Raw genomic sequence first — 20,863 nt, 5'->3', positions numbered from 1 at the left:
ACCGGGCAGAGAGTGATGCACCGGGGGCCGGCAACGCCCCATCACGCTGCCCACCCCCGGTGGCCTGATTCCGAAAGTTCCCGGCAATGCAGGCTCAGCCCTGAGGATCGTCGGCGGCGGCTTCATGCCAAGGCTAAGACCGTGTCCTATGTGGTGATTGCTCGTTGGGCTGTTCATGGGGCGGGATACGTGGAGTTGGATTGTTCCGGACGGGCTGTGGGAGATCGCGAAGCCGCTGATCCCGCCGTCGAGGGTGCGTCCGCAGGGCGGCGGGACGCAGGACACGCCTGATGAGACGCTGTTCGCGGCGATCGTCTACGTGCTGGTGAGCGGGTGTGCCTGGCGGGCCCTGCCGCCGTGCTTCGGGATCTCGAAGTCGACCGCCCACCGGCGCTTCGTCATCTGGTCCAGGGCCGGTGTCTGGGGCCGGCTGCACGAGGCGGTGCTCGACCGCATCGACGAGTGCGGCCTGCTCGACGTGACCCGCGTGGTCCTCGACTCCGCTCACGTACGGGCCAAAAAAGGGGCGGACTCACAGGCCCCAGCCCCGTGGACCGGGGCAAACCGGGTTCCAAGATGCACGTCCTGCCGGACGCGAACGGACTGCCCCTGGTCGTCGGCATCTCCGCCGCCAACACCCACGACAGCCACGGCCTGAAGCCCATGGTGGCCGGTCTCCAAACGAGACACGACCCCCACCGCGGCTGGCACTACAAACCCCGCAAGCTCCACGCCGACAAGGCATACGACATCCCCGACCTGCGGAAATGGCTCCGCGGGAAACGGATCGGCGTCCGCATCGCCCGCAAGGGAATCAAATCCAGCGAACGGCTCGGACGCCGCAGATGGGTCATCGAGCGCACCATGTCGTGGCTGACCGGCTACCGCAGACTCAACCACCGCTACGAACGCCACCCCCGCAACTACCTGGCCTTCCTCGGCCTCGCCGCCGCCATCTGCTGCTACAAACGACTGGTCCGACTCACCACATAGGACACGGTCTTAGATCTGCCGCTGAAGTGGGAAGTGAACCGGTCCGTCCCAAGATGCCGTACCTCGATATCTCCTGCTCCCGCCCGATCGTCACCTCGGCCTCACTGATCGCGGAGCTTCCCTTCTGAGTGCCGTCGTGGCCGCATCCCGCCGACGTGGTCTCAGCCCTTGGCGAGAAGTTCCCTGGCCGCATAGTAAGCGTGCAGTGCAGCCTCGCTGCCGGAGCCCAAGGCAGTCATGATCCGCTGAAAGCGGGCGGAACGGAGGTCGCCGGCCACGATGACACGAGGGTGCTGGTCGGTGGGCGGGCAGTATCCGTCCGCGCCACGAGTCAGGTCTCCGGACGGGGCGGTGGGCGCGTTTCCGATGCTGAGGTAGGCGGCGTCCGCCGTGACCGTCCGCCGGGCACCGTCCTGGCCCACCGCTTCCGCTGACACCGAGGCGCCTTCTCCGTAGCTCAGTGTCAGGTGCTCGACGGGGAGGAGGGTGACGCGGGGGTCCTCGCGAATCTCCTCGATCTTGTATTCGTCCGCCGCCGGGTACGCCACGAGCAGACGCGTGTCGGTGGTCGGGTTGGCGCGCAGGAAGGTGCCGATCGGGCGGTCGCCGCCGAGGACGAGGAGGGTGTGGCCTTCGGCATCGTCCGCCTCGGCCTGCCAGAGCGGGGGCAGGTTCAGGCCGTCGGGGGCGGTGATCCAGGTGGCGTCGCGGGGCTGAAGGGGGCCGACGCCGGTGGCGACGATGGCGTACGGGGCGGTGAGGCGGGTGCCGGTGTCGACCGTGGCGGTCACCTGGTCGTCGTCGGCGCGGAGTTCGGTGATGTGTCGGCCGAGTTCGAGGCTGCACAGCTCCGTGCTCTTCAGTTCCGCGACAATGGAGTCGGCGAGCTCGGGGCCGCTGGTGTAGCCGCCGAGGACGTTGTRCAGSGCCGGGATCCGGTASAGGTTGCGGCACAGSSSGTCCGGCTCGATCAGGATCGAGCSCATGCCSACGCTSGCSGCCYTYCGGGCSGCSGCACAGCCGGCCGGGCCGCCGCCGATGATGATCAGGTCAGTGTCGTACAGCGTTTCGGCCATGGGGCTATTCCAGCACCGGGGCCCCGACGTACGCAGTGAGTTGGCCGATCACGTGGTCGGTGGTGACGAGTTGGCCGGTTCCGATCAGGCGGCGGGCGACGAGGAGGCCGGCGTCGTGGACGTCGGGGCCGGCGTCGGTGGCGCAGGCGTCGGTGACGATCCAGGGTGCGTAGCCGTGTTCGAAGGCGTCGGCGGCGGACTTCAGGACGCAGCTCTCGGTGGCGATCCCGCAGAAGACGAGGTCGGTCCAGCCGGCCCGGCGGATCAGTTCGGCGGCTTCCGGGGTGAGGAGCGTGTACCCGGTCTTGTCAATGACCGTGTGTGCGTGGGCGGCAGCCTCGGCGAGCTCGGGGACTATGTCGGTCTCGGGCGCTTTCTGGAGCCGGTGCCACTGGAAGAAGCGCTCGTAGGGGCTGTCCGGATAGTTGAAGTACCGGGTGAAGATCACGGGTCGGCCGGCGGCGGACCACTGGGCGACCAGGCTGGAGACTGCGGGCACGGCGTGGCGGCTGTGGTGGTTCACGAAGCCGTTCTGCATGTCGATCACGACCAGCGCGGCGCTGCTGATGTCCATCCGGTATCTCTCCTGCCCAGGGTTCTCAGCCGACGCTCTCGCGCAGAGCGTCCTGTGCGGCGCGCAGCCGTTCGGCCAGTCCGCTGGTCTTCATGATGGCCTCCCGCATGAGGACGTGTTGCGCGGTCTCCTGGGCGCGGGCGGTGGTGAGCCGGGAGGTGGCGGCGCGCAGGAAGCGCCAGCCGTACTGCTCGGGCATGGAGGGGTCCTGGCCGTCCTCGATCATCTGCTGGACCTGGCGGGTGAAGCACCACAGGGCCTGGACGGTCAGCTCGCAGGCGACCAGCTCGTCGATGGTGAGGCCGCGCTCGCGGGAGTGGGAGGCGTAGGCGACGCCGGACCAGCCGGCGTAGCCGGTGGAGACTCCCCGTACGCCGAAGGACACGATGTCCGGGTGGTCGAAGCCGGTGGCGAGGAGCGATGCCTCGACCGTGCCGTCCAGGGGTGCGGGCCCGCCTGGGGCTCCGCGGTCGACCAAGACCGAGGGTGTGGACAGCAGGCGCAGGGCGGTGTCGTAGGCGTCTCCGGTCCAGGGTGCGGAAGTGAGCCAGTACAGGGAGAGGACGTACTCGGGGTTGGGGACGCGGTCGTGGTCCTCGTCCATGAGGTCGCGGAGCTTGTTCCGCGCCCAGGGCAGGTCGGAGGCGTACGAGCGGTAGCGCCAGACGGCGAGGTCGGTGAGCGCGGGAGGCTCGTGCGGTTGGACGAGATGGAAGACGGCGGCCCCGCACGCGAAGACGTGCAGAACGCAGTCCTGCGCTTCGGGGTGGTCCACGCGGGCCGAGGAGGACTCCAGCCACTGGCTGCCCGCGCTCGGCGTCATGTGCGCGCGGAGCCGGTCGGCGCGCTCGGCACCGATGAAGACCGGCAGGAACTTGTGGGAGTCGACTCCGATCCGGCCTGTGACGGGTGGAGCGGCGTCGTTCGCTCCGAATGCTGCGGCGAACCGCGCCTTCGCGTCGTCCGGCGCGCGGCCGAGCGCGGTGTCGAGGACGGCCTGGGATTCACCACGGGGCTGGTAACTCGCCCCGCCACCTTCCCAGTTCGACACGGTCCGGTCGCTCACGCCCAAGTAGGCGGCGAAGTCCCGCAGGCTCATGCGCAGGGCGTCGCGTAACAGCCGGGCTTCCCGGCCGGACCATCGCTGCACCGTGACCACCGTCGTACCCCCTGTCCGTCACCCGGTGGAACGCCGAAACGGCCAGCGTAGCCAGCCTTGTTCAGCAGTGGTGCGGCATTGCTGCAGCACGTCTACGTCACACCCCGTCACCGACCTGCACCATGCTGAGTTCACCGAGCCGGGGAGGTGCCGACCGCGACCAGGCGGCCCCCGCCCGTTCTCTCCTGTACCACCACCTGAAGGAGCAAGCGGCATGACCGACATCGTCAAGCGCAACGCCCGCGCCATCCTCCTCGACGGCGACGAGCTGATCCTGATCAAGCGCACCAAGCCCGGGAGGGAGCCGTACTGGGTGTCGGTCGGCGGAGGGGTCGAGGAGGACGACGCAACCATTGAGGCAGCCCTGCACCGAGAGGTGTTCGAGGAGCTGGGCGGCAAGCTGGAGCGCGCCGAGCTGGTCCACCTGATCACCGACGAACTGGAGGGCGGCGTCGGCGTGCAGCACATCTTCGCCGCGCGCCTGGAGTCGATGGACCTGGCCGCGCGGACGGGGACGGAGTTCTCCAAGCCGGAGCGGGGCGGGTACGAGGTGGTCCGCGTGCCGTTCACCGCCGAGGCCGTCCGCGAGCTGAACCTGATGCCGCCGCAGCTCGCCGACTTCATCGCCGCGAACACGGACGCGATCGTCTCCGTCCTCGACACTCCGATCCGCGAGGCGTGAGCAATGGCGCAGGTCCCGGACTTCGTCAGCCTCAACGGCCCTGACAACGCGGGTAAGACAACCCACCTGGTGCGGCTAGCCGGGTGCTGGGACGGCTTCCAGCCGCTGGGGTCGGTCCACGAGCACGACCCCGAGCCATGGGCACGGGTGGCGGCCGACGACTATGCCCAGTGGTGGTTCGAGACGTCCACGACCGTCGAGCTGACCGAGATGCTGCTCGCCGGTCACGCCAAGCGGGCCGCCGCCCGCGCGGCCGGGCGCACGGGCCTGCTCGACCGGGGCCTGCCCATGCTCCTCGCCGTGGCCACCGCGACTTGCGTGGTCAAGGACGGGCTAACGGTCGACGAAGCGGTGAAGACCGTGACGGGCATCGCCGGTTCGCGAGCCACCGCACCGGAGACCTCGATCCTCCTGCTGCCGTCCCTCAACTCCGAACGCAGCTACGCCATTACGAGCGTCCGCGAGGGCCGCCCCTGGACCGGGGTGTACCCGGCCTATCAGAAGACGCTGCACGCGGTCCTGCTTCACCAGGTCGACCATGGCGTGTACACCACGGTCGTGGACTGCGAGGGCCGCTCGCTGGACGACATCCACGCCGACGTACTCGGCCACGTCGGCCTTCCACGACTCGCCGACGGGAGTCCCCGATGACCCAGAACTCCCCGCCCCTTGTCCTGCCGCCGGGTCTGGCCCGCGCCATCGCCACACTCCAGAACAAGGACCGGCACCGCCTGGACAACACCGTCACCCGGCTCCATACCGTCAACGGGCGCCTGTGGGATACCGAGGACCGGGTGCGCAGCGCCTTGCTTCCCGCCACCCAGGTCGCCGACTGCAAGCGGGAGATCGACCAGCTCAACGCCGAGCGCAATGCGCTCGCCGAGCGGGCCGACGAGGTCCTCGGCTCGCTGGCGGACGCGGGCCGCGCCGACGCGCCGCTGCACACCGAGACGCTCGCATCCGTCGTCGACCGCTTGTCGGTATTGACTCTGCGGATCTGGCACAGCGAACGGGCGGCGGCCCGGGACGAGCTGGCCCTCCGGCGCGTCCCCACCCTCCACGGCCAGCGGGAGGAGCTGTGCGCCGCCCTCGACGCGCTGGTCTCCGATGCCGTGGCCGGCCGCCGTCGGCTTCCCGTACCAGCCCGCTTCAAGCTGTACGGGCGGGACGACGCCGCCCCCGCGGAGATCAAGCCGAGTCGGCACCTGCGCAGGGTTCTCGCCTTCGGCGGGTTGAGCGAGTGCGGCAAGAGCACCAGTGCCGAGTTCGTCCAGCGCACGTGCGGTGCCCAGCGTCTCAAGATCGGCTTCCTGCTGCGGCAGGCGGCCCACCGGGAGGGCCTCGCGGACCCGTACGCGCTGTCGGCCCGTCGGCAGGCCGAGCTGCTGCTCGGCGAGCTGAACCGCTTCGCGGACGCGCACGTCGACATGAGGCTGTTCACCATCGAGTCCGTCCACGACGACGCCTCGATCGCCGAGCTCAAGCAGCTCATGGGCGACACGCTCCAGATCGTCTACCTGGACGCCTCCTTCGCCGTACGCGTCGAGCGATCCGGCACTACGACCCAGGCCGTCGCAGCGAAGGACGAGATCAAGATGAGCCGCGGCGCCCACCAGGTCGCCGCACTCGCCGACCACATGATCGACAACACCGGTAGCATCGTCTCCCTCCGCGCCCGGCTCCTGCGCATCGCCGCCCCGCCCGCCGCCACAGCGCTGCGCGTGGCCACCCCGTACGGGCTCGACCTGTCGGCCGCCGTCGCCTCGGCGACGGCCGACTTCACCGACGCGGTACGGGCATACGGCCCCGGCGTACGGCTCGCCGCCCTGACCGGCAGCCCCGGCGAGGGCAGCTGGATCGCCGGCTGGTCCGACCTGGACCTTCTCGTGATCGCCGAACACGAGGCCATCGGGCGGGTCCACGAGGCCCTGGAGCAGTACCGGACCGCCCTGGGCGGTGCGGCCTCCCTCGGCCCCACCCTCGTCACACCCGGCGAACTGACCGCCCGGCGCCTCACCCCGCGCCTGGCCTTCGCTCTCCACCAACTCCAGCAGGGCAGCCCCGTCCTGCACACCGCACCCAACCTCGAACTGCCGACGATCGGCCGAGACGAGCTCGCATTCGCCGCCGTCCGCGAACTCCCCCAAGTCGTCCTGACCATGCGCCGCCTGCGCACCGACGCGGGGCCGGCCACCCTGCGGCAGCTCTACAAGCACCTCGTACTCGCCTGCCGCCTCCTCCTGCGCGAGCACAACCAGTGGGAGTCCGGTCCCGACCGGATCCTCACCGCGGCCTCCCGCATGCCGGGCCTGCCCGCTGTGTCGGTGCCCTCCCTGGCCGAAATTGCCAGTGCCTGGCGCGACGGCGACGCCGAGATCGTCCTCAAGCCCGTCACCACGGCCGTCGATCAGCTCCTCACCTGGTACGCCTCCCAGCTCGCCGCCTGAACGGCCTTCCCTTCCCTCCCCTTTTCTCCGTCCGACAGGAGCTTCGCCATGCCCAAAACCATCACCGCGCCCTCGTTCTCCGCCCGGATCGTCGAGCGCCTCAGCGTCGGAGCCACGAGCCGCCGCGAGCGCGTCATCCACTCCTTGGACGGCCTGGAGCACCCGGTCCACCCCGACACCCTGGCCCGCACCGGGGCCGACCTGTGGTGTCTGCTCCAGGAGCAGGTGCCAAACGGACTGGACTCCGTGGACTTCCTCCTCGGCCTGGACGCCGGCGGCATCCTGCCGACCGTCTCTCTCGCCGGCGCCGCCCACCTCCCGTACAAGATCGCCTGGAAGCTCCACCTCCCCCTCGACGGCGCGGTCCGCTTCAGCGAGCCCCACGCGATGCGCACCGACGTCTTCGCGTACGGCATCGCCCCTGGCCAGCAGATCGTCATCGTCGACGATGAGATCACCACCGGCCGGACCCTGGCCGACCTCACCCGCCGCCTCCGCGAGGTCGGCGCCGTCCCGCTGGCAGCGGCCTGCCTGGTGGAGGACACCACCCGCGGAGCCCGCGACCTGCTCACCGGCCTCGGCCTGCCACTGGTCTCGCTCACCACAATCAAGGGCGCGGTATGACCACGGTCGCCCCGGCGGGGATCCGGTTCCACCCCGGTTCCCAGGTCGTCCCCGCCGAGGCCGTCCACACCACCCCACTCGGGTACGACCGAGACGGCATTCCCATCGGCGCACCGCTCCCGCTCGCCGCCTCCACCGAGCTCGTCCAACGCCTGAGCGGGTGTGGCGAGGTCGTGGTGGCTTTCGAGGGGAAGCTCGGCGACACCCTCCTCGCGCTGTCGGGGGTACGCGCGGTCCTCGACTGGCTGCGGCTGCGCTCGGTTCGCGTGACCGTCCGGACAGTGGGTCCGTACGCGGGGCTGATCGCCCGCACCGGGCTGATCCCGCGCCCCCAGACCACCGTGCCCAGCGACTGGCAGGCCGTGATCGGAGACCGCGCAGGGGGCGAGGCACAGGGCTCGACGGCAGCGGTGAGCCTGGTGCTCGACCCAGCAGCCCCGCCCTGCTGGTCAACCGACGGACGCGCCCACCCGGACCTGCCCGCCCGCCACTACCTGGCGATGGAGCGCCGCCTCGGCATCCGCCTGCCCGCCATGGCCCCCTTCGTTCCCACTTTCGCGACCGGTCCGAACAACCTCGTGGAGGAACTGCGCTCGGTGGGCTGGCTGGGCGACCTGAACATTGCCGCCATCACCGCCACCAGCTGGCCGGAGCGCAAGGACTACACCGCCCAGCGCTACATCACCCTGGCCGAGCACATCGCCGAGGCCCAGCAGACCCAGGCCCGGTTGCTGCTCATCGGCGGCAACCCGGGCGACGGCCTGCGCATCACGGCGGAGGCTCCCAGACGCCATGTGCAAGTGCTCCGCCTCGACGGGATGCCAGCCGACCACCTCGTCGACCTCTTCCCGCACTGTCACCTGATCGTCGGCAACGACACCGGCCTCACCCACCTCGCCGCGATGGCGCGCGGCAGGGAGTACAGCGGCCCGCCGACCATCGGTCTGTACGCGCGCCACAGCCACAGCAAGTGGCGCACCGGCCTGTCGCACCACCACGCCGTCGCCACCGACCTGTCCGACCGCATGCACCAGGGTGACCTCTGCCCCGTCCGCGATGCCATCGCCCCGGACACGGATGTGCACATGGATGCCTTCCCACCCACCGCACTGGCCCAGGTCGGCCTGGAACTCCTCGACGGGGTGAGGCCATGACCATCCGGCCTCTCCTCCGGCTCGGTCCGGTACGGCGCTTCACCCGCAATCTGCTCTGCCCCGTCGACCTCCTCGGCCGCCCACTGCTTCTGAAGTACACCCGGAACCCGGCCGAGGCCCGCGAGGAGATCCGCGGCCATACCCGCCTGGCCCGGCACTACCGCGTCCCCACCCTTCACGCCCACCTGCGCGTACCGGGCGGGCACCTCCTCGCGTACGAACGCCTTGCCGGCGGCACCGACAAGGGCCTCCTGCTCGACCTCCTCAACGCGGACGAGCCAAGCAGTGACCTCCACACCTACATGGACCGGCTCACAGCCGCATACCGCGAGGTCATCCTCGCCACGGCCTGGCCGACCGATCCGGCGCACGTCGTCCGCAAGCTGTACTGGGACCGCGCGGCACCCGGCGGCCGACTCGACACGTACTACGCCGGCAAGGACTTCCTGATCGCCGACGGACTCATCGACGTCCCGGTCTCCCGCCTCGACACGTACACCCTGAACATCAACGGCCGTCGGCACCACCTGGACTGGGCGGCCACCCTCCGCTGGCTCCGCGCCCATTTCGCCAAGGCCGAACCGGTCTGGGCCGCCCTCACCCAGGGCGACCCCACCGACGTCAACCTCGCACACCCGCTCGCCTGGTTCGACTACGACACCGCAGGGCTGAACAGCATCCCCGGCGAGTTCGCCAACTTCCTCTGGTACGCCTCCACCCTCGGCGGCTGGCTCGTCCCCACGTACAACCCGACCGCCTTCGCCGACCACCCCGCCACCTTCGCCCACATCCCGGCCAACGCCCCCGAGCTCCGGCGAGCGGACATCGACCACACCACAAGCACCATCCACATCGACTACACCCCGCGCCTCTCGGCTCCCCGACGAACCGCCTTGACCGCGTACTGGAACCAGCTCGTACAGCCGGTCGCCGACCGCCTCTGGCCCGGCGCGAACCTGGCGAACCTGCTCCGCCCCTACCTGGCCATGCGCATCCTCGGCGTCTACAACCTGGCCGACCTGGCCCCCAAGGACCGGCTCGCCCTCCTTGCCCGGCTCGCCGAGGCCATGAGCCCCACGTTCGACCCGACCACCTACTTCTGCCCGCTGGAGTCGCCATGCCCGGCCCCCTGAACGGCCGCACCGCCCTGGTCACCGGAGCCACCGGCGGCCTCGGCTCGGCCATCGCCCGCCGCCTCGCCGCCGACGGCGCGAACGTCGCCCTCGCCCACTTCACTGACGACCAGGCCGCAGCCGAACTCACCGCCCACATCACCGACAGCAGAGGCACCGCCGTCCCCTTGGAAGCCGACCTCCGCGAGGACGAGGCCGTACGCGCCCTCTGCCACCAAGTCCACGACGCACTCGGCACGGTCGACATCCTGGTCAGCAACGCCGGCGCCTACCCCCGCCGCCCGTGGCCGGAGACGACGCCGACCCACTGGGACGACGCCCTGGTCACCAACCTGACCAGCCACTACCTCCTCGCCCACGAGCTCACCCCCGCCATGACGGCCGCCGGCTGGGGCCGGATCATCACCATCGGCTCCGTCCTCGCCACGGCGGGCCGCCACGACCTCGCCGGCTACATCAGCGCCAAGGCCGGCCTCGAAGGACTCACCCGCGCCCTCGCCCGTGAACTCGGCCCCGCCAGCATCACCGCCAACTGCGTCGCCCCGGGCTCCATCCGCGTCCCAGCCGAGGACACCGTCGTCGACGACCCGGAAGCCATGACCGCCCGCCAGCTCGCCCGCCAATGCGTCCAGCGCCGAGGCCGCCCAGACGACGTCGCAGCCGCCGTCTCCTTCCTCGCCACCAACGACGCCGACTTCATCACCGGCCAGACCCTGCGCGTCGACGGAGGCTGGATCCTTGGCTGACATCTGGCTCATGCGCCACGGCGCCTACGAAGGCCACCGCCCCGGCCACCACGCCCCGCACGAGGCCACCCTCACGCAGGAGGGCCGCGACCAGGTACGCCGCTCTCTCCCCCTCCCCGAGGGCATCACCGCGATCGTCACCAGCCCGATCCCCCGTGCCCGTCAGACCGCAACCCTCGTCTCGCACCTCACGGGCCTGCCGATCGTGGCCACCTCCGGCCTCCTCGCCGAATGGCGCGCTCCAAGCATCGTCCTCGGCCGCACCGCCGAGACCTACCCACCGGCCTACCGCGCCTGGCGAGCCCGCCGCCTCGCCAACCCCTCCCTACGCTGCGAAGACGGCGAAAGCCTCACCGACCTCCACACCCGCGCCCGCCACTGCGCCACCTTCCTCCACCACACCGCCGGCCGCCACGGCCCCCTTCTGGCCGTCTCCCACACCCTCCTCCTCGGCGTCCTCACCCACCTCTCAGAAGGCCCCGCCGCCTTCATCACCGCCGCAAGAAGCCCATGGCAGTTCGCCGAACGCCGACTACTCTGATCCGCGAGCAAGCGCCGTCGGCGTGCTCCAGAACATCCGCATGATCAAACCCCGGTCCAAGCCTCGGTGACTGCTGAGGCAGACAGCCTGCGTTCAAGCTTCTACAGGGCTCACGGGGTGAGAACCGCCGTGACACCGAGGAGAGCCTCCAGCGCAGCGACAGCGGTGTCCTCATCGGTTACGTGGACGGTGGCAATGCCCAGTTCGGCGGCGGGCGAAAGGTTCGCCTCATGGTCGTCCGCGAACACGCACTGCTCTGCGGGCAACCCCATCCGTTCCAGGGTCAAGCGGTAGATCGCCGGATCCGGCTTCGCCAGTCCCTCCAACTCTGAGACGACGTGCACGTCGAACAAGTCCCAGATCCCGATGTGCTCGTAGGGGTCGAACGGGTCGAGACCGAAGCTGTTCGAGAGCAACGCCAGTCGGTGACCAGCAGCCCGCGCGGCACGCGCCAGAGCCATCATCCGCCGTGCAGGAGGCACCTCGGCCCAGGCCCGCCCCATCAGGTTCGCCGGATCGACGTGCTGGCCCAGCAGGGCAGCCGTCTTCTCGTTCCACTCGGCTTGCCTCATATCCCCAATCTCCAGCGCCGTGTAAAGGCGCCGACCTTCGGGGTGATCGTTGAGGGTGGTACGCCATGCTCCTGGCTTCAGCCCCTCAGACACGCACCATGCCCGGTGGACCTCCGTGGGGCTGGCGGTGAGCACCCCAGCAAAGTCGAGGATCAAACCGCGGTGCTCATACGCGTGCGGGACGCCGGTGCTGTGCAACATGGAGTAACCGCTCCTTTCGCAACGGGTAGCGGGGGCGGAGACCTCCTGCGCCTGAGGCAAAGGACTCCCCGCGCTAGCCGCAACTCTCCCTGCACCAAGGAGTTTTCGGCCAGCTATCGAGGTGAACCACTATGCGGGGCGCCCGCGGTCCGTGAATGATGGGCCCGTCGCGTGCCAGTTCGGCGCGCCACTCGTTGTGCAAGTCATCGAAGCGCACGTTGCGCACGTGAGGTGCTGCTCGCCGCTTCACCCAGGGAGGGCAGGCATGAGTGACCGAAGCGCCATTGAGTGGACCGAGGCCACCTGGAATCCGACAACTGGATGCGACCGTGTCACGCCCGGGTGCGACAACTGCTATGCGCTGACGCTCTCCCGTCGGTTGAAACTGATGGGCGCCTCGAAGTACCAGAACGATGGCGACCCCCGAACATCCGGACCAGGTTTCGGGCTCACCATCCACCCGGACGCCCTCGATGTTCCCCTGCAGTGGAAGGCGCCGCGCATGGTCTTCGTGAACTCGATGAGCGACCTCTTCCATGCCCGGGTGCCGCTTGACTTCGTGCGGCAGGTCTTCGAGGTGATCGCCTCGACCCCCCAGCACACCTACCAACTGTTGACCAAGCGGAGCCTCCGCCTGCGTCGGATCGCAGATCGTCTGGACTGGCCCCCCAACCTGTGGATGGGCGTGTCCGTCGAGAACAGGGATCAACTCGATCGAGTAGACAATTTGCGGACAGTCCCGGCGGCCGTTCGGTTTCTGTCGTGCGAGCCTCTTCTGGGGCCGCTCAACGGATTGAATCTCGATGGCATCGGATGGGTGATCGCCGGAGGAGAGTCCGGACCAGGTCATCGGCCGGTCGAGGAGGAGTGGCTGATCGACATCCGTGACCTGTGCAGTGCAGCCGGGGTGCCCTTCTTCTTCAAGCAGTGGGGCGGGCGCACTCCCAAGGCCGGCGGCCGCGAACTCGAAGGCCAGATCTGGAGCGAGATGCCGGAACGGGTTCCGGTCCTGGCTTCCTGACAGCCGAATATTAGCCAATCCCGACCGAGTTACTGACGCTGGCGGACACACCGTGTGATCCTCTGCCCCAAGTCTGTAATCACCAGGGGTGGGGGGAGCACGGTATGGCGGTACCCAGGACCGTCCTGTGGGACAGAGACCCGCATACGGCAGCGAAGCACAACCTGCTGAGGAAGTACCTCGAGCCCTGGGCTCCCATTCTCTTGTCGCGCCATGCCACCATTACCTACGCAGAGGGCTTTTCCGGCCCCGGCGTGTACTCGCAGGGCGAGCCAGGCTCACCTGTGGTTGCGCTCGAAGCCTTCGCCAAGGCGCTACAACACCGCTCCGGACGCATCCGCATGGTGCTGGTCGAGGGTGACGAGCGGCGGGAATCCGAGCTGCGGAATCAACTCGACAAGGCCCGCGGACCCCACTCGGACGACATCAGCCGACGCCTCCATGTGAACACGCACTGCGGCGAGTGCCACCCCACACTGCTCGAACAACTTCGCCTCCAGGGCTGCCTGGGCAAGCCGCTCTTCGTCCTCCTCGACAGCTACGGCGGCCCTGACATCCCGTTCAGTCTGCTGCAGGAACTCGGGAAGCACCGCAGCACGGAAGTGATGGTCACCTTCCAACCGGCCTTCCTCACCCGGTTCGCCAAGGCCAACGAGAACCACAGGAGGGCAGGGGACGCTGCCTTCGGAGGCACCGAGTGGCACGCCGTGTTCGATCAACCGTCGAACGAAAAGTTCACTTTCCTCCGCGACCAGTACCGGGAAAGCCTTCGTCGAGCCGGCTTCACCCACACGCTCTTCTTCGAGATGGTCGACGAGGGAAACCACGTCCTCTACTTGATCTTCGGAACCCGCCATGAGCGCGGCCTGGAGAAGATGAAGGAGGCCATGTGGAGCGTCGACCGTGACCACGGGGTCCGCTATCGCGACCCCAAGGACACCGAGCAGCAGCAGCTTGCCCTCGAACTCGAACCCCACACAGGTCCTCTTCGCCGGATCCTGCTGGAGCACATCGCGGCGGCACCCAAGGGCCTCACCGTGGCGGAACTCAAGACGTTCACCCTCCTGGAGACCGTCTACAAGCCCAGCCAGGTGACCAAGCTGATCACTGACATGCGTGATGCCAAAGCCGTCACCACGACTCCGCGCCGGGTGACAGCCGAAACGGTCGTCGTTCCCTACGTGGCGCCGCCTCAGCCTTCCAACCAGGCGGACCACCTCACCCTCTTCTGAGCCGTGTGTCAGGACCACGAGGTCGCCTCGTACACAGCATTGCAGTGGGGGCCTTCGGCCTCAGGAGCGCGGAGGGCATCAAGGCTTTCGGACGCCTCCGGGTGAGGAGCGCGATGAGCTTGGTGGAGGCCCACCAGCCCACGGGTCGGAACGTTCCTGACTCGGGGTCCGTCGTACCGACGTCGATTCCGATGAACCCCCGCTCGGGCAGCGCGCAGTAGAGGCGCACCACCCCGTGATGACGCGTGTCGAAGCCGACGAGGTGGTAGAGGTCCGGGGCGACCGCGGCTGCTGGGGCGTGCCCGTACGGGTCGCCGACGAGGTCGGCCACCACATAGTCCAGACCGTCGTCCGCCGTGACCTCCACCACGTCGGGCAGGACACCGGCCGCTGGGAACGTGCCGAGATCGAGGGCGCCCGCCTCCGTTGTCGGCCACCCAGCGGGCCGCGCCGCGCAGTGCTCCCACGTACCACCAGAAGCCGAGCGATGTAGGCGCGACCCCAGGGCGGTGGGGCAATTCGATCAGCACGGCCCTGGACACGTCATCTTCCAGTCGGACGCGGATGAGCCCCGAGGCCGGCAGGAAGGCGCGCAGCCGCCAGGACGCACCCGGGACCGGCGCGGCGACGAGCCGACGCAACGCCAGCAGGATCTCCGTCGCCTCCCGTTCCATGGCCTCATATCCCTTCCCGAACAGGCGGCGTGGGTGATCGTGTGGATCGGAGCTGGTTGCCCCAGCCAGGGCAGAGAGTCTGGCCCCGGTAGAACGCGGTGACCGTACCGACAGGGCGGCCGTCCGGCGTATTTTGGCCGTTGTGTCCTCGCTCTCCACGCTCGGCGTCGCTGGTGATCGTCATGCTCACCGACCCGCCGCTCGTGATGACTCCGTCGTACTCTGCACGGCTCCCCCGGACGCGGTCGGCATTGCCGTTGCAGGGCGCGTTGCTCCTCCCCGTCGCACAGTCACGTCCGACCGCTGCCCTACAACCCCTCGGTGAGACCGGGAAGGAAGGCGATGCCGAGTTCGGTCGCAGCATGAGCGGCGGTCGTGAACGGCCCGGGCGGATCACCGGTACGACGCCCGTAACGGCGAGACACCTCGATGGTTGATCAGACGTGAGAATTCAGGAACGCCGCAGGGGGACCCCGGCGCCGCGCGATGCCAACGCGCGGAGGGTCATGGTCGCTCAGCGAAGCCGGGACACGGCTCCGGAGCTTGCGCTTCGCCGGGCTCTGCACTCATTGGGCTTCCGCTACCGCGTGGACCTGCCGATCGTCGGCATGCCGCGTCGCCGCGCCGACGTCACGTTCACGAAGTGGCGCACCGCCGTGTTCGTACAGGGCTGCTTCTGGCACGCCTGCCCAAGCCACCTGCACGCGCCCCGGCACAACGCGGAGTGGTGGCGGCAGAAGCTTCGGGGCAACGCCCGCCGCGACGAGGAGACCGATGCCCACCTCACGCTGATCGGTTGGCTGCCCCTCCGCATCTGGGAACACGAGACCGTCGACGGCGCGGTCGAGCGGGTGGCGGCGGCGCTCGCCACCCGGGGGCATCCTCGCGCCCTGGCCATCAGCACCTGGACGCCCGCGCCGGAACGGGCGACCGAGGGCTCGTAGAGGAGCGCGTGCGGCGTCCACACACACGCGGGACGGAACTCTCAGCCGTAGGGAAGCCGCCACGACGCCCAGCGCCACCCAGCGGAGGCAGAAGACGCCTTGCGTAGTCAGCAGGACAGGGAGGGGAGCGACCTCGGCGACCCAGCCCTGACCTGACACCCCATCAGAACGAGCGTCAAATGAGCGTCACGAGCGTCATTTCAGCGTCAAGATATCGCCCGTAACGCCCACACCGCACATAATGCGCACGGGAGAAACCGCAGGTCAGGAGCCCTTTGCGGCCGGTTCGAGGATCGCCACGCACTCCACGTGGTGCGTCATCGGGAACAGGTCGAACGCCCTCAGCGTCCGTACCCGGTAGCCGCCGTCCCGGAAGTACGCCAGGTCGCGGGCCAGGGCGGCCGGGTCGCAGGCGACGTAGGCGATGCGGCGGGCTCCCAGGGAGGACAGGTGCTCGACCGTTGCCTTGCCGGCGCCCGCGCGGGGCGGGTCGAGGACGATCAGGTCGCATTCGGTGATGCCCGTGCGCGGGAGGACCTGGTCGACCTTGCCGTGTTCGATGCGGACCCGGTCCAGGTCCTTCAGGTTGTGCCGGGCGTCCTCGACGGCGCGCTTGCCGGATTCGATGCCGAGGACGGCGCCCTTCTCGCCGATGCGCTGGCCGATGGCGCCGGCGAACAGGCCGACGCCGCAGTACAGGTCGAGGGCGGTGTCGTTCTTGCGGGGCAGCAGGCCCTGCATGACGGCGCGGACGAGGGTGTCGGCGGCCTGCGGGTGGACCTGCCAGAAGCCGCCGGAGCCGACCCGGTAGGTGCGGTCGTCGGCGCGTTCGCGGACGAAGGCGCGGCCGTGCACCCGGTGGACGCCGCCGTCGCGTTCGTCGACGCGCATCACGGAGACCGGCTTGTCCAGCTCGACGAGCGGGAGCCGGGCACCCGGGCGCGGGGTGAGGATGACCTGGCGGTCGTGGGAGCCGGTGGCGGCGATGGCCTCCACCGAGGCCATTCCCGGCCAGTTCCGCTTCTCGACGCCGAGCTCCGTGACGCCGGGGGCCGCGATCAGGCAGCGGTCGACGGGCTCCACGTCGTGGGAGCGGTGCTTGCGCAGGCCGGCCCGGCCGTCCTCGTCGACGGCGTACTGGACGCGGGTGCGCCAGGCCGGTACCTCGCCCGCCGGGAGCTTGTCGCCCTCGGCCGGCATGACGGTGCCGTCCCAGCCCGCCTCCTCGGGGGTGAGGCCCGCGAGGCGCTGGAGCTGTTCGGCGATGACCTCGCCCTTGAGGCGGCGCTGGGCGCCCGGCTTGGCGTGCTGCCAGTCGCAGCCGCCGCACTTGCCGGGACCGGCGTACGGGCAGGGCGCCTCGACCCGGTCCTTGGACGCCTCGACGATCCGGACCGCGTCGGCGCGCAGGAAGCGGGAGTCGCTCCCGCCCTCGGTGACCCGGGCGACGACCTTCTCGCCGGGGAGCGTGTGCCGTACGAACAGGACCCGGCCCTCGGAGGTACGGGCGATGCAGTGCCCGCCATGTGCGACGGGTCCGACCTCGACCTCGTACTCCTCCCCGACCAGCGACGACGTGGGTTCGTTCTGCATGAGGGGGTGGCTCCAGAGATCAAGAGGAAACGGTGAGGGGAAACGACGGGGCGGGACGGCGAAGGGGAACGGCCGGACAACAACCTACGATTCTACGTGGGTGTCGTCCGGCCGTTTACCACGAGCGGAACACGGGCGGAACGCGCGTGGCGGCGGAAAGGGGCGGTCAGACCTTGCTGCCGGGTTCCTTGGGCCTGCGCTCCACGGGGCCTCGGCGCACCGAGCCCGGCGCGTTCCACTCGGCGCGCTTCCTGGCGCGCTTCTTGGCGGCCTCGGAGGACTCCAGCTGGTACGGCACGGAGGTCACCATCACGCCCGGGGTGAACAGCAGCCGCCCCTTGAGGCGCAGGGCGCTCTGGTTGTGCAGGAGGTGCTCGTACCAGTGGCCGACCACGTACTCCGGGATGTACACGCTCACGACGTCACGCGGGCTCTCCCGGCGCAGGCCCTTCACGTAGTCGATGACCGGGCGGGTCACCTCGCGGTACGGGGAGTCGAGGATCTTCAGCGGGATGTCGATGCCGCGCCGCTCCCAGTCGTCCTTGAGCGCCTTGGTCTCGGACGGATCGACGCTGATGGAGAGCGCCTCCAGCCGGTCGGAGCGGATCAGCTTGGCGTAGGCGAGGGCGCGCAGCGTGGGCCGGTGGAGTTTGGAGACCAGGACGATCGAGTGGACCCGGGAGGGCCGGATCGTCTCGTCGGACGGGGTCTCGTCGGCGGCGATCTCCTCGGCGACCCGGTCGTAGTGCCGGCGGATCGCGGTCATCGTCCCGTAGAAGATCACCATGCCGAGCAGGGCGACCCAGGCGCCGTGGGTGAACTTGGTGGCGAGCACGACGACGAGCACCAGGCCGGTGAAGAACGCCCCGAAGGTGTTGATCGCACGGGAGCGCACCATGTGGCGGCGCTTGGCCGGGTCCTTCTCCGTCGCCAGGTGGCGGTTCCAGTGCCGGACCATGCCGGTCTGGCTGAGGGTGAAGGAGACGAACACGCCGACGATGTAGAGCTGGATGAGGCGGGTGGAATCCGCTCCGTAGATCCAGGTCAGCAGGATCGCCGCGCCGGCCAGCAGCACGATGCCGTTGGAGAAGGCGAGCCGGTCTCCGCGGGTGTGGAGCTGCCGGGGCAGGTAGCGGTCCTGCGCGAGGATCGAGCCGAGCAGCGGGAAGCCGTTGTACGCGGTGTTGGCGGCGAGGAAGAGGACGAGTGCGGTGGCGGCCGCGAGGGCGACGAAGAGGAACGTGCCCTCGCCGAAGACGGCGGCCGCGACCTGCGAGATCACCGGGTCCTGGACGAAGTCGGGACCGACCGGGACACCGTGGTCGATCAGGTCCTTGGCCGGGTTCTCCGCCATCTTCACGTCGGTGGCCATGGCCAGGCCGATGATGCCGCAGAACATGGTGACGGCCAGCAGGCCCATCATCGCGAGGGTGGTCGCGGCGTTCTTGCTCTTCGGCTTGCGGAAGGCGGGCACGCCGTTGCTGATCGCCTCGACGCCGGTGAGGGCGGCGCAGCCGGAGGAGAAGGCCCGCAGCAGCAGGAAGACCAGCGCGAAGCCGGCCAGCCCCTCGTGCTCCGGCTTGATCTCGTAGCCCGAGGTCGGGGCGTGCATGGTGTCGTCGAGGACCAGGCCCCGGAACGCGCCCCAGGCGATCATGATGAAGACGCCGGCCACGAAGAGGTACGTGGGGATGGCGAAGAGCTTGCCGGACTCCTTGACTCCGCGCAGGTTCATCAGTGTCAGCAGCACGATGGCCGCGATCGCGCACATCGTCTTGTGCTCGACGACGAACGGGATCGCCGACCCGAGGTTCTCCACCCCGGAGGCGATCGACACGGCGACGGTCAGCACGTAGTCGACCAGCAGTGCGCTGGCCACGGTCAGGCCGGCCTTGGGGCCGAGGTTGGTGGTGGCGACCTCGTAGTCGCCACCACCGCTCGGGTAGGCGTGCACGTTCTGCCGGTACGAGGCGACGACCGTGAACATCAGCACCACGACGGCGAGCGCGATCCAGGGGCTGAAGCTGTAGGCCGACACACCCGCGATGGAGAGCACCAGGAGGACTTCTCCGGGCGCGTACGCCACCGAGGACAGCGGGTCGGATGCGAAGACGGGGAGTGCGATGCGCTTGGGGAGGAGCGTTTCTCCCAGCTTGTCGCTGCGCAGCGCCCGCCCGATCAGGATCCGTTTGGGCACGTCGGTCAGTTTGGACACGCTGAGGATCGTAAGCGTTCCGTATGGGCCTCACGGGACCTGTCGGGCGCGTGGCCTCGCAATCTCCTGCGCTCGGCGGATGGAGCCGCGAAATCCTTAACGAAATCCTTGCGCCGGGGGCAAGCCCTCACTGACGAAATCCTTGCGCCCGGAATGTGCCCGGGATGCGGCCGGTACGGCCCCGCTCTCAGGCGTCCGCGAACAGTGCGCTGTAGCCGTTGAGCGCGGGCTGACCGCCGAGGTGGGCGTAGAGGACGGTGGAATCGCGGGCGATCTCGCCGCGCGCCACCAGGTCGACGGTCCCGGCCATCGACTTCCCCTCGTACACCGGGTCGGTGACCATGCCCTCGGTGCGGGCGGCGAGGCGCATCGCGTCGAGGGTGGTGTCGTCGGGGATGCCGTACGTGCCCGCGTGGTAGCGCTCGTCCAGTTCGACGTCGTCGACGGTGATCTCCCGGCGCACCCCGATGAGCCGGGCGGTGCCGGCCGCGATCCGGGCGATCTGCTCGCGGGTACGAGTGGGTTCGGCGGAGGCGTCGATGCCCAGGACGCGCCGCGGACGGCCGCCCGCCTCCTCGATCGCGGCGAAGCCCGCGACCATGCCGGCTTGGGTGGAGCCGGTCACCGAGCAGACCACCACCGTGTCGAAGAAAACGCCGAGCGCGCGCTCCTGCTCGGCGACCTCGTACGCCCAGTTGGCGAAGCCGAGCCCGCCCAGGGGGTGGTCGGAGGCGCCCGCGGGGATGGCGTACGGCCGGCCGCCGCCCTCCTCGACCTCGCGCAGCGCCTGTTCCCAGCTCTCCTTGACGCCGATGCCGAACCCGGCGCGCACCAGCCGGACGTCGGCTCCGGCGAGACGGCTGATGAGGATGTTGCCGACCTTGTCGTAGACGGCGTCGGGCCACTCGACCCAGCTCTCCTGGATCAGTACGCACTTGAGGCCGGCACGGGCGGCCACCGCCGCGACCTGGCGCGTGTGGTTGGACTGGACGCCGCCGATGGAGACGAGGGTGTCGCAGCCCTTGGCCAGGGCGTCGGCCACGAGGTATTCGAGCTTGCGGGTCTTGTTGCCGCCGTAGGCGATGCCGGAGTTGCAGTCCTCCCGCTTGGCCCAGACCGCGGCGCCGCCGAGGTGGTCGGTGAGCCGGTCGAGGCGGTGCACCGGCGAGGGGCCGAAGAGCAGGGGGTAGCGGTCGTACGAGGAGAGGGAGGCGGGCGCGGGCTCGGGTGTGGGCATGGACGTGGGCGTGGGCGATGCGGCGTTCACGGGGCTCCCTCGGTC

The 20,863-nt window shown here is 69.5% G+C and carries 20 protein-coding genes; 12 read left to right on the top strand and 8 right to left on the bottom strand.

From position 1 onward, the window contains the following. Positions 1–175: 175 nt before the first annotated feature. Positions 176–993, top strand: a protein-coding gene (locus EAO76_RS33970; RefSeq protein WP_148839928.1) for an IS5 family transposase whose coding sequence is annotated in 2 segments (ribosomal slippage) — positions 176–533 and positions 533–993 — 819 coding nt in all. Because the reading frame shifts where the segments join, the coding sequence is not laid out codon by codon here. Positions 994–1,154: 161 nt separating this feature from the next. Here EAO76_RS33970 and EAO76_RS33965 read toward each other — a convergent pair. Genes EAO76_RS33965 through EAO76_RS33955 form a run of 3 tightly spaced genes read right to left on the bottom strand, consistent with a single transcriptional unit; the run spans position 1,155 to position 3,742 of the window. Then, positions 1,155–2,069, bottom strand: coding sequence for an FAD-dependent oxidoreductase (locus EAO76_RS33965; RefSeq protein ID WP_148839926.1), 915 nt, complete (start codon positions 2,067–2,069; stop codon positions 1,155–1,157). Between the two features lie 4 nt (positions 2,070–2,073). Further along, positions 2,074–2,643, bottom strand: coding sequence for an isochorismatase family cysteine hydrolase (locus EAO76_RS33960; protein WP_148839924.1), 570 nt, complete (start codon positions 2,641–2,643; stop codon positions 2,074–2,076). Positions 2,644–2,668: 25 nt separating this feature from the next. Next, a complete protein-coding gene (locus EAO76_RS33955; RefSeq protein ID WP_148840460.1) occupies positions 2,669–3,742 on the bottom strand; it encodes a DNA-binding transcriptional regulator in 1,074 nt (357 codons plus the stop codon). 274 nt (positions 3,743–4,016) lie between these two features. Between EAO76_RS33955 and EAO76_RS33950 the strand changes: the two genes are divergently transcribed. Genes EAO76_RS33950 through EAO76_RS33915 form a run of 8 tightly spaced genes read left to right on the top strand, consistent with a single transcriptional unit; the run spans position 4,017 to position 11,129 of the window. Further along, positions 4,017–4,484, top strand: a complete 468-nt coding sequence (locus EAO76_RS33950; protein ID WP_148839922.1) for an NUDIX domain-containing protein — start codon at positions 4,017–4,019, stop codon at positions 4,482–4,484. Between the two features lie 3 nt (positions 4,485–4,487). After that, positions 4,488–5,135 (top strand): hypothetical protein, encoded by a 648-nt coding sequence (locus tag EAO76_RS33945; RefSeq protein WP_148839920.1) that lies wholly within the window; start codon positions 4,488–4,490, stop codon positions 5,133–5,135. After that, positions 5,132–6,931, top strand: coding sequence for a DUF4254 domain-containing protein (locus EAO76_RS33940; RefSeq protein ID WP_148839918.1), 1,800 nt, complete (start codon positions 5,132–5,134; stop codon positions 6,929–6,931). The genes EAO76_RS33945 and EAO76_RS33940 overlap by 4 nt, the downstream gene beginning before the upstream one ends. Before the next feature lie 48 nt (positions 6,932–6,979). After that, positions 6,980–7,555 (top strand): phosphoribosyltransferase, encoded by a 576-nt coding sequence (locus EAO76_RS33935; RefSeq protein WP_148839916.1) that lies wholly within the window; start codon positions 6,980–6,982, stop codon positions 7,553–7,555. Beyond that, positions 7,552–8,709 (top strand): glycosyltransferase family 9 protein, encoded by a 1,158-nt coding sequence (locus EAO76_RS33930; protein ID WP_148839913.1) that lies wholly within the window; start codon positions 7,552–7,554, stop codon positions 8,707–8,709. The genes EAO76_RS33935 and EAO76_RS33930 overlap by 4 nt, the downstream gene beginning before the upstream one ends. Next, on the top strand, positions 8,706–9,842 hold the full coding sequence (locus tag EAO76_RS33925) for a hypothetical protein (RefSeq protein ID WP_148839911.1): 1,137 nt from the start codon (positions 8,706–8,708) through the stop codon (positions 9,840–9,842). The genes EAO76_RS33930 and EAO76_RS33925 overlap by 4 nt, the downstream gene beginning before the upstream one ends. After that, positions 9,827–10,588, top strand: a complete 762-nt coding sequence (locus EAO76_RS33920; RefSeq protein ID WP_148839909.1) for an SDR family NAD(P)-dependent oxidoreductase — start codon at positions 9,827–9,829, stop codon at positions 10,586–10,588. The genes EAO76_RS33925 and EAO76_RS33920 overlap by 16 nt, the downstream gene beginning before the upstream one ends. Beyond that, positions 10,581–11,129, top strand: a complete 549-nt coding sequence (locus EAO76_RS33915) for a histidine phosphatase family protein (protein ID WP_148839907.1) — start codon at positions 10,581–10,583, stop codon at positions 11,127–11,129. Before EAO76_RS33920 ends, EAO76_RS33915 begins: the two co-directional genes overlap by 8 nt. Positions 11,130–11,239: 110 nt before the next feature. On the opposite strand, the gene EAO76_RS33910 is transcribed toward EAO76_RS33915, so the two are convergent. After that, the gene (locus tag EAO76_RS33910; protein WP_148839906.1) at positions 11,240–11,902 is read right to left on the bottom strand and encodes an HAD-IA family hydrolase; all 663 of its coding nucleotides are present in this window, start codon (positions 11,900–11,902) and stop codon (positions 11,240–11,242) included. Positions 11,903–12,167: 265 nt separating this feature from the next. Between EAO76_RS33910 and EAO76_RS33905 the strand changes: the two genes are divergently transcribed. Both EAO76_RS33905 and EAO76_RS33900 read left to right on the top strand, forming a co-directional pair. Beyond that, positions 12,168–12,923: a DUF5131 family protein gene (locus EAO76_RS33905; protein ID WP_148839904.1), complete on the top strand. Its 756-nt coding sequence runs from the start codon at positions 12,168–12,170 to the stop codon at positions 12,921–12,923. A gap of 104 nt (positions 12,924–13,027) precedes the next feature. After that, positions 13,028–14,155, top strand: coding sequence for a three-Cys-motif partner protein TcmP (locus tag EAO76_RS33900; RefSeq protein WP_121827697.1), 1,128 nt, complete (start codon positions 13,028–13,030; stop codon positions 14,153–14,155). Here EAO76_RS33900 and EAO76_RS44930 read toward each other — a convergent pair. Continuing rightward, entirely contained in the window at positions 14,142–14,525 is a 384-nt protein-coding gene (locus tag EAO76_RS44930) for a hypothetical protein (RefSeq protein WP_187438875.1), read from the bottom strand. The two genes, EAO76_RS33900 and EAO76_RS44930, sit on opposite strands and share 14 nt — an antisense overlap. 747 nt (positions 14,526–15,272) lie before the next feature. Between EAO76_RS44930 and EAO76_RS33890 the strand changes: the two genes are divergently transcribed. Then, positions 15,273–15,773: a very short patch repair endonuclease gene (locus tag EAO76_RS33890; protein WP_262375927.1), complete on the top strand. Its 501-nt coding sequence runs from the start codon at positions 15,273–15,275 to the stop codon at positions 15,771–15,773. Between the two features lie 264 nt (positions 15,774–16,037). On the opposite strand, the gene EAO76_RS33885 is transcribed toward EAO76_RS33890, so the two are convergent. The 3 genes from EAO76_RS33885 to EAO76_RS33875 all read right to left on the bottom strand — a co-directional run bounded on the left by EAO76_RS33885 (position 16,038) and on the right by EAO76_RS33875 (position 20,818). After that, positions 16,038–17,366 carry a class I SAM-dependent RNA methyltransferase gene (locus EAO76_RS33885; RefSeq protein ID WP_148839899.1) on the bottom strand — a complete coding sequence of 443 codons (1,329 nt, stop codon included), beginning with the start codon at positions 17,364–17,366 and terminating at the stop codon, positions 16,038–16,040. A 166-nt stretch (positions 17,367–17,532) separates the two neighbouring features. After that, on the bottom strand, positions 17,533–19,581 hold the full coding sequence (locus EAO76_RS33880) for an APC family permease (protein WP_148839897.1): 2,049 nt from the start codon (positions 19,579–19,581) through the stop codon (positions 17,533–17,535). 187 nt (positions 19,582–19,768) lie between these two features. Further along, positions 19,769–20,818 (bottom strand): 1-aminocyclopropane-1-carboxylate deaminase, encoded by a 1,050-nt coding sequence (locus tag EAO76_RS33875; protein ID WP_148839895.1) that lies wholly within the window; start codon positions 20,816–20,818, stop codon positions 19,769–19,771. Positions 20,819–20,863: the final 45 nt, after the last annotated feature.

It is taken from the genome of Streptomyces sp. sk2.1 (assembly GCF_008120935.1).
Classification (GTDB): domain Bacteria; phylum Actinomycetota; class Actinomycetes; order Streptomycetales; family Streptomycetaceae; genus Streptomyces.
The sequence above is the reverse complement of the archived record's forward strand: the minus strand, read 5'-3'. Positions and strand labels throughout refer to the sequence as shown.

Bases quoted from the DNA above. Each gene is read 5' to 3' on its own strand.
- EAO76_RS33900 (WP_121827697.1), top strand. From the start codon at position 13,028: ATGGCGGTACCCAGGACCGTCCTGTGGGACAGAGACCCGCATACGGCA.
- EAO76_RS33940 (WP_148839918.1), top strand. From the start codon at position 5,132: ATGACCCAGAACTCCCCGCCCCTTGTCCTGCCGCCGGGTCTGGCCCGC.
- EAO76_RS33875 (WP_148839895.1), bottom strand. From the start codon at position 20,818: ATGCCCACACCCGAGCCCGCGCCCGCCTCCCTCTCCTCGTACGACCGC.
- EAO76_RS33945 (WP_148839920.1), top strand. From the start codon at position 4,488: ATGGCGCAGGTCCCGGACTTCGTCAGCCTCAACGGCCCTGACAACGCG.
- EAO76_RS33950 (WP_148839922.1), top strand. From the start codon at position 4,017: ATGACCGACATCGTCAAGCGCAACGCCCGCGCCATCCTCCTCGACGGC.
- EAO76_RS33905 (WP_148839904.1), top strand. From the start codon at position 12,168: ATGAGTGACCGAAGCGCCATTGAGTGGACCGAGGCCACCTGGAATCCG.
- EAO76_RS33930 (WP_148839913.1), top strand. From the start codon at position 7,552: ATGACCACGGTCGCCCCGGCGGGGATCCGGTTCCACCCCGGTTCCCAG.
- EAO76_RS33910 (WP_148839906.1), bottom strand. From the start codon at position 11,902: ATGTTGCACAGCACCGGCGTCCCGCACGCGTATGAGCACCGCGGTTTG.
- EAO76_RS33935 (WP_148839916.1), top strand. From the start codon at position 6,980: ATGCCCAAAACCATCACCGCGCCCTCGTTCTCCGCCCGGATCGTCGAG.
- EAO76_RS33960 (WP_148839924.1), bottom strand. From the start codon at position 2,643: ATGGACATCAGCAGCGCCGCGCTGGTCGTGATCGACATGCAGAACGGC.
- EAO76_RS33925 (WP_148839911.1), top strand. From the start codon at position 8,706: ATGACCATCCGGCCTCTCCTCCGGCTCGGTCCGGTACGGCGCTTCACC.
- EAO76_RS33885 (WP_148839899.1), bottom strand. From the start codon at position 17,366: ATGCAGAACGAACCCACGTCGTCGCTGGTCGGGGAGGAGTACGAGGTC.
- EAO76_RS33920 (WP_148839909.1), top strand. From the start codon at position 9,827: ATGCCCGGCCCCCTGAACGGCCGCACCGCCCTGGTCACCGGAGCCACC.
- EAO76_RS33955 (WP_148840460.1), bottom strand. From the start codon at position 3,742: ATGAGCCTGCGGGACTTCGCCGCCTACTTGGGCGTGAGCGACCGGACC.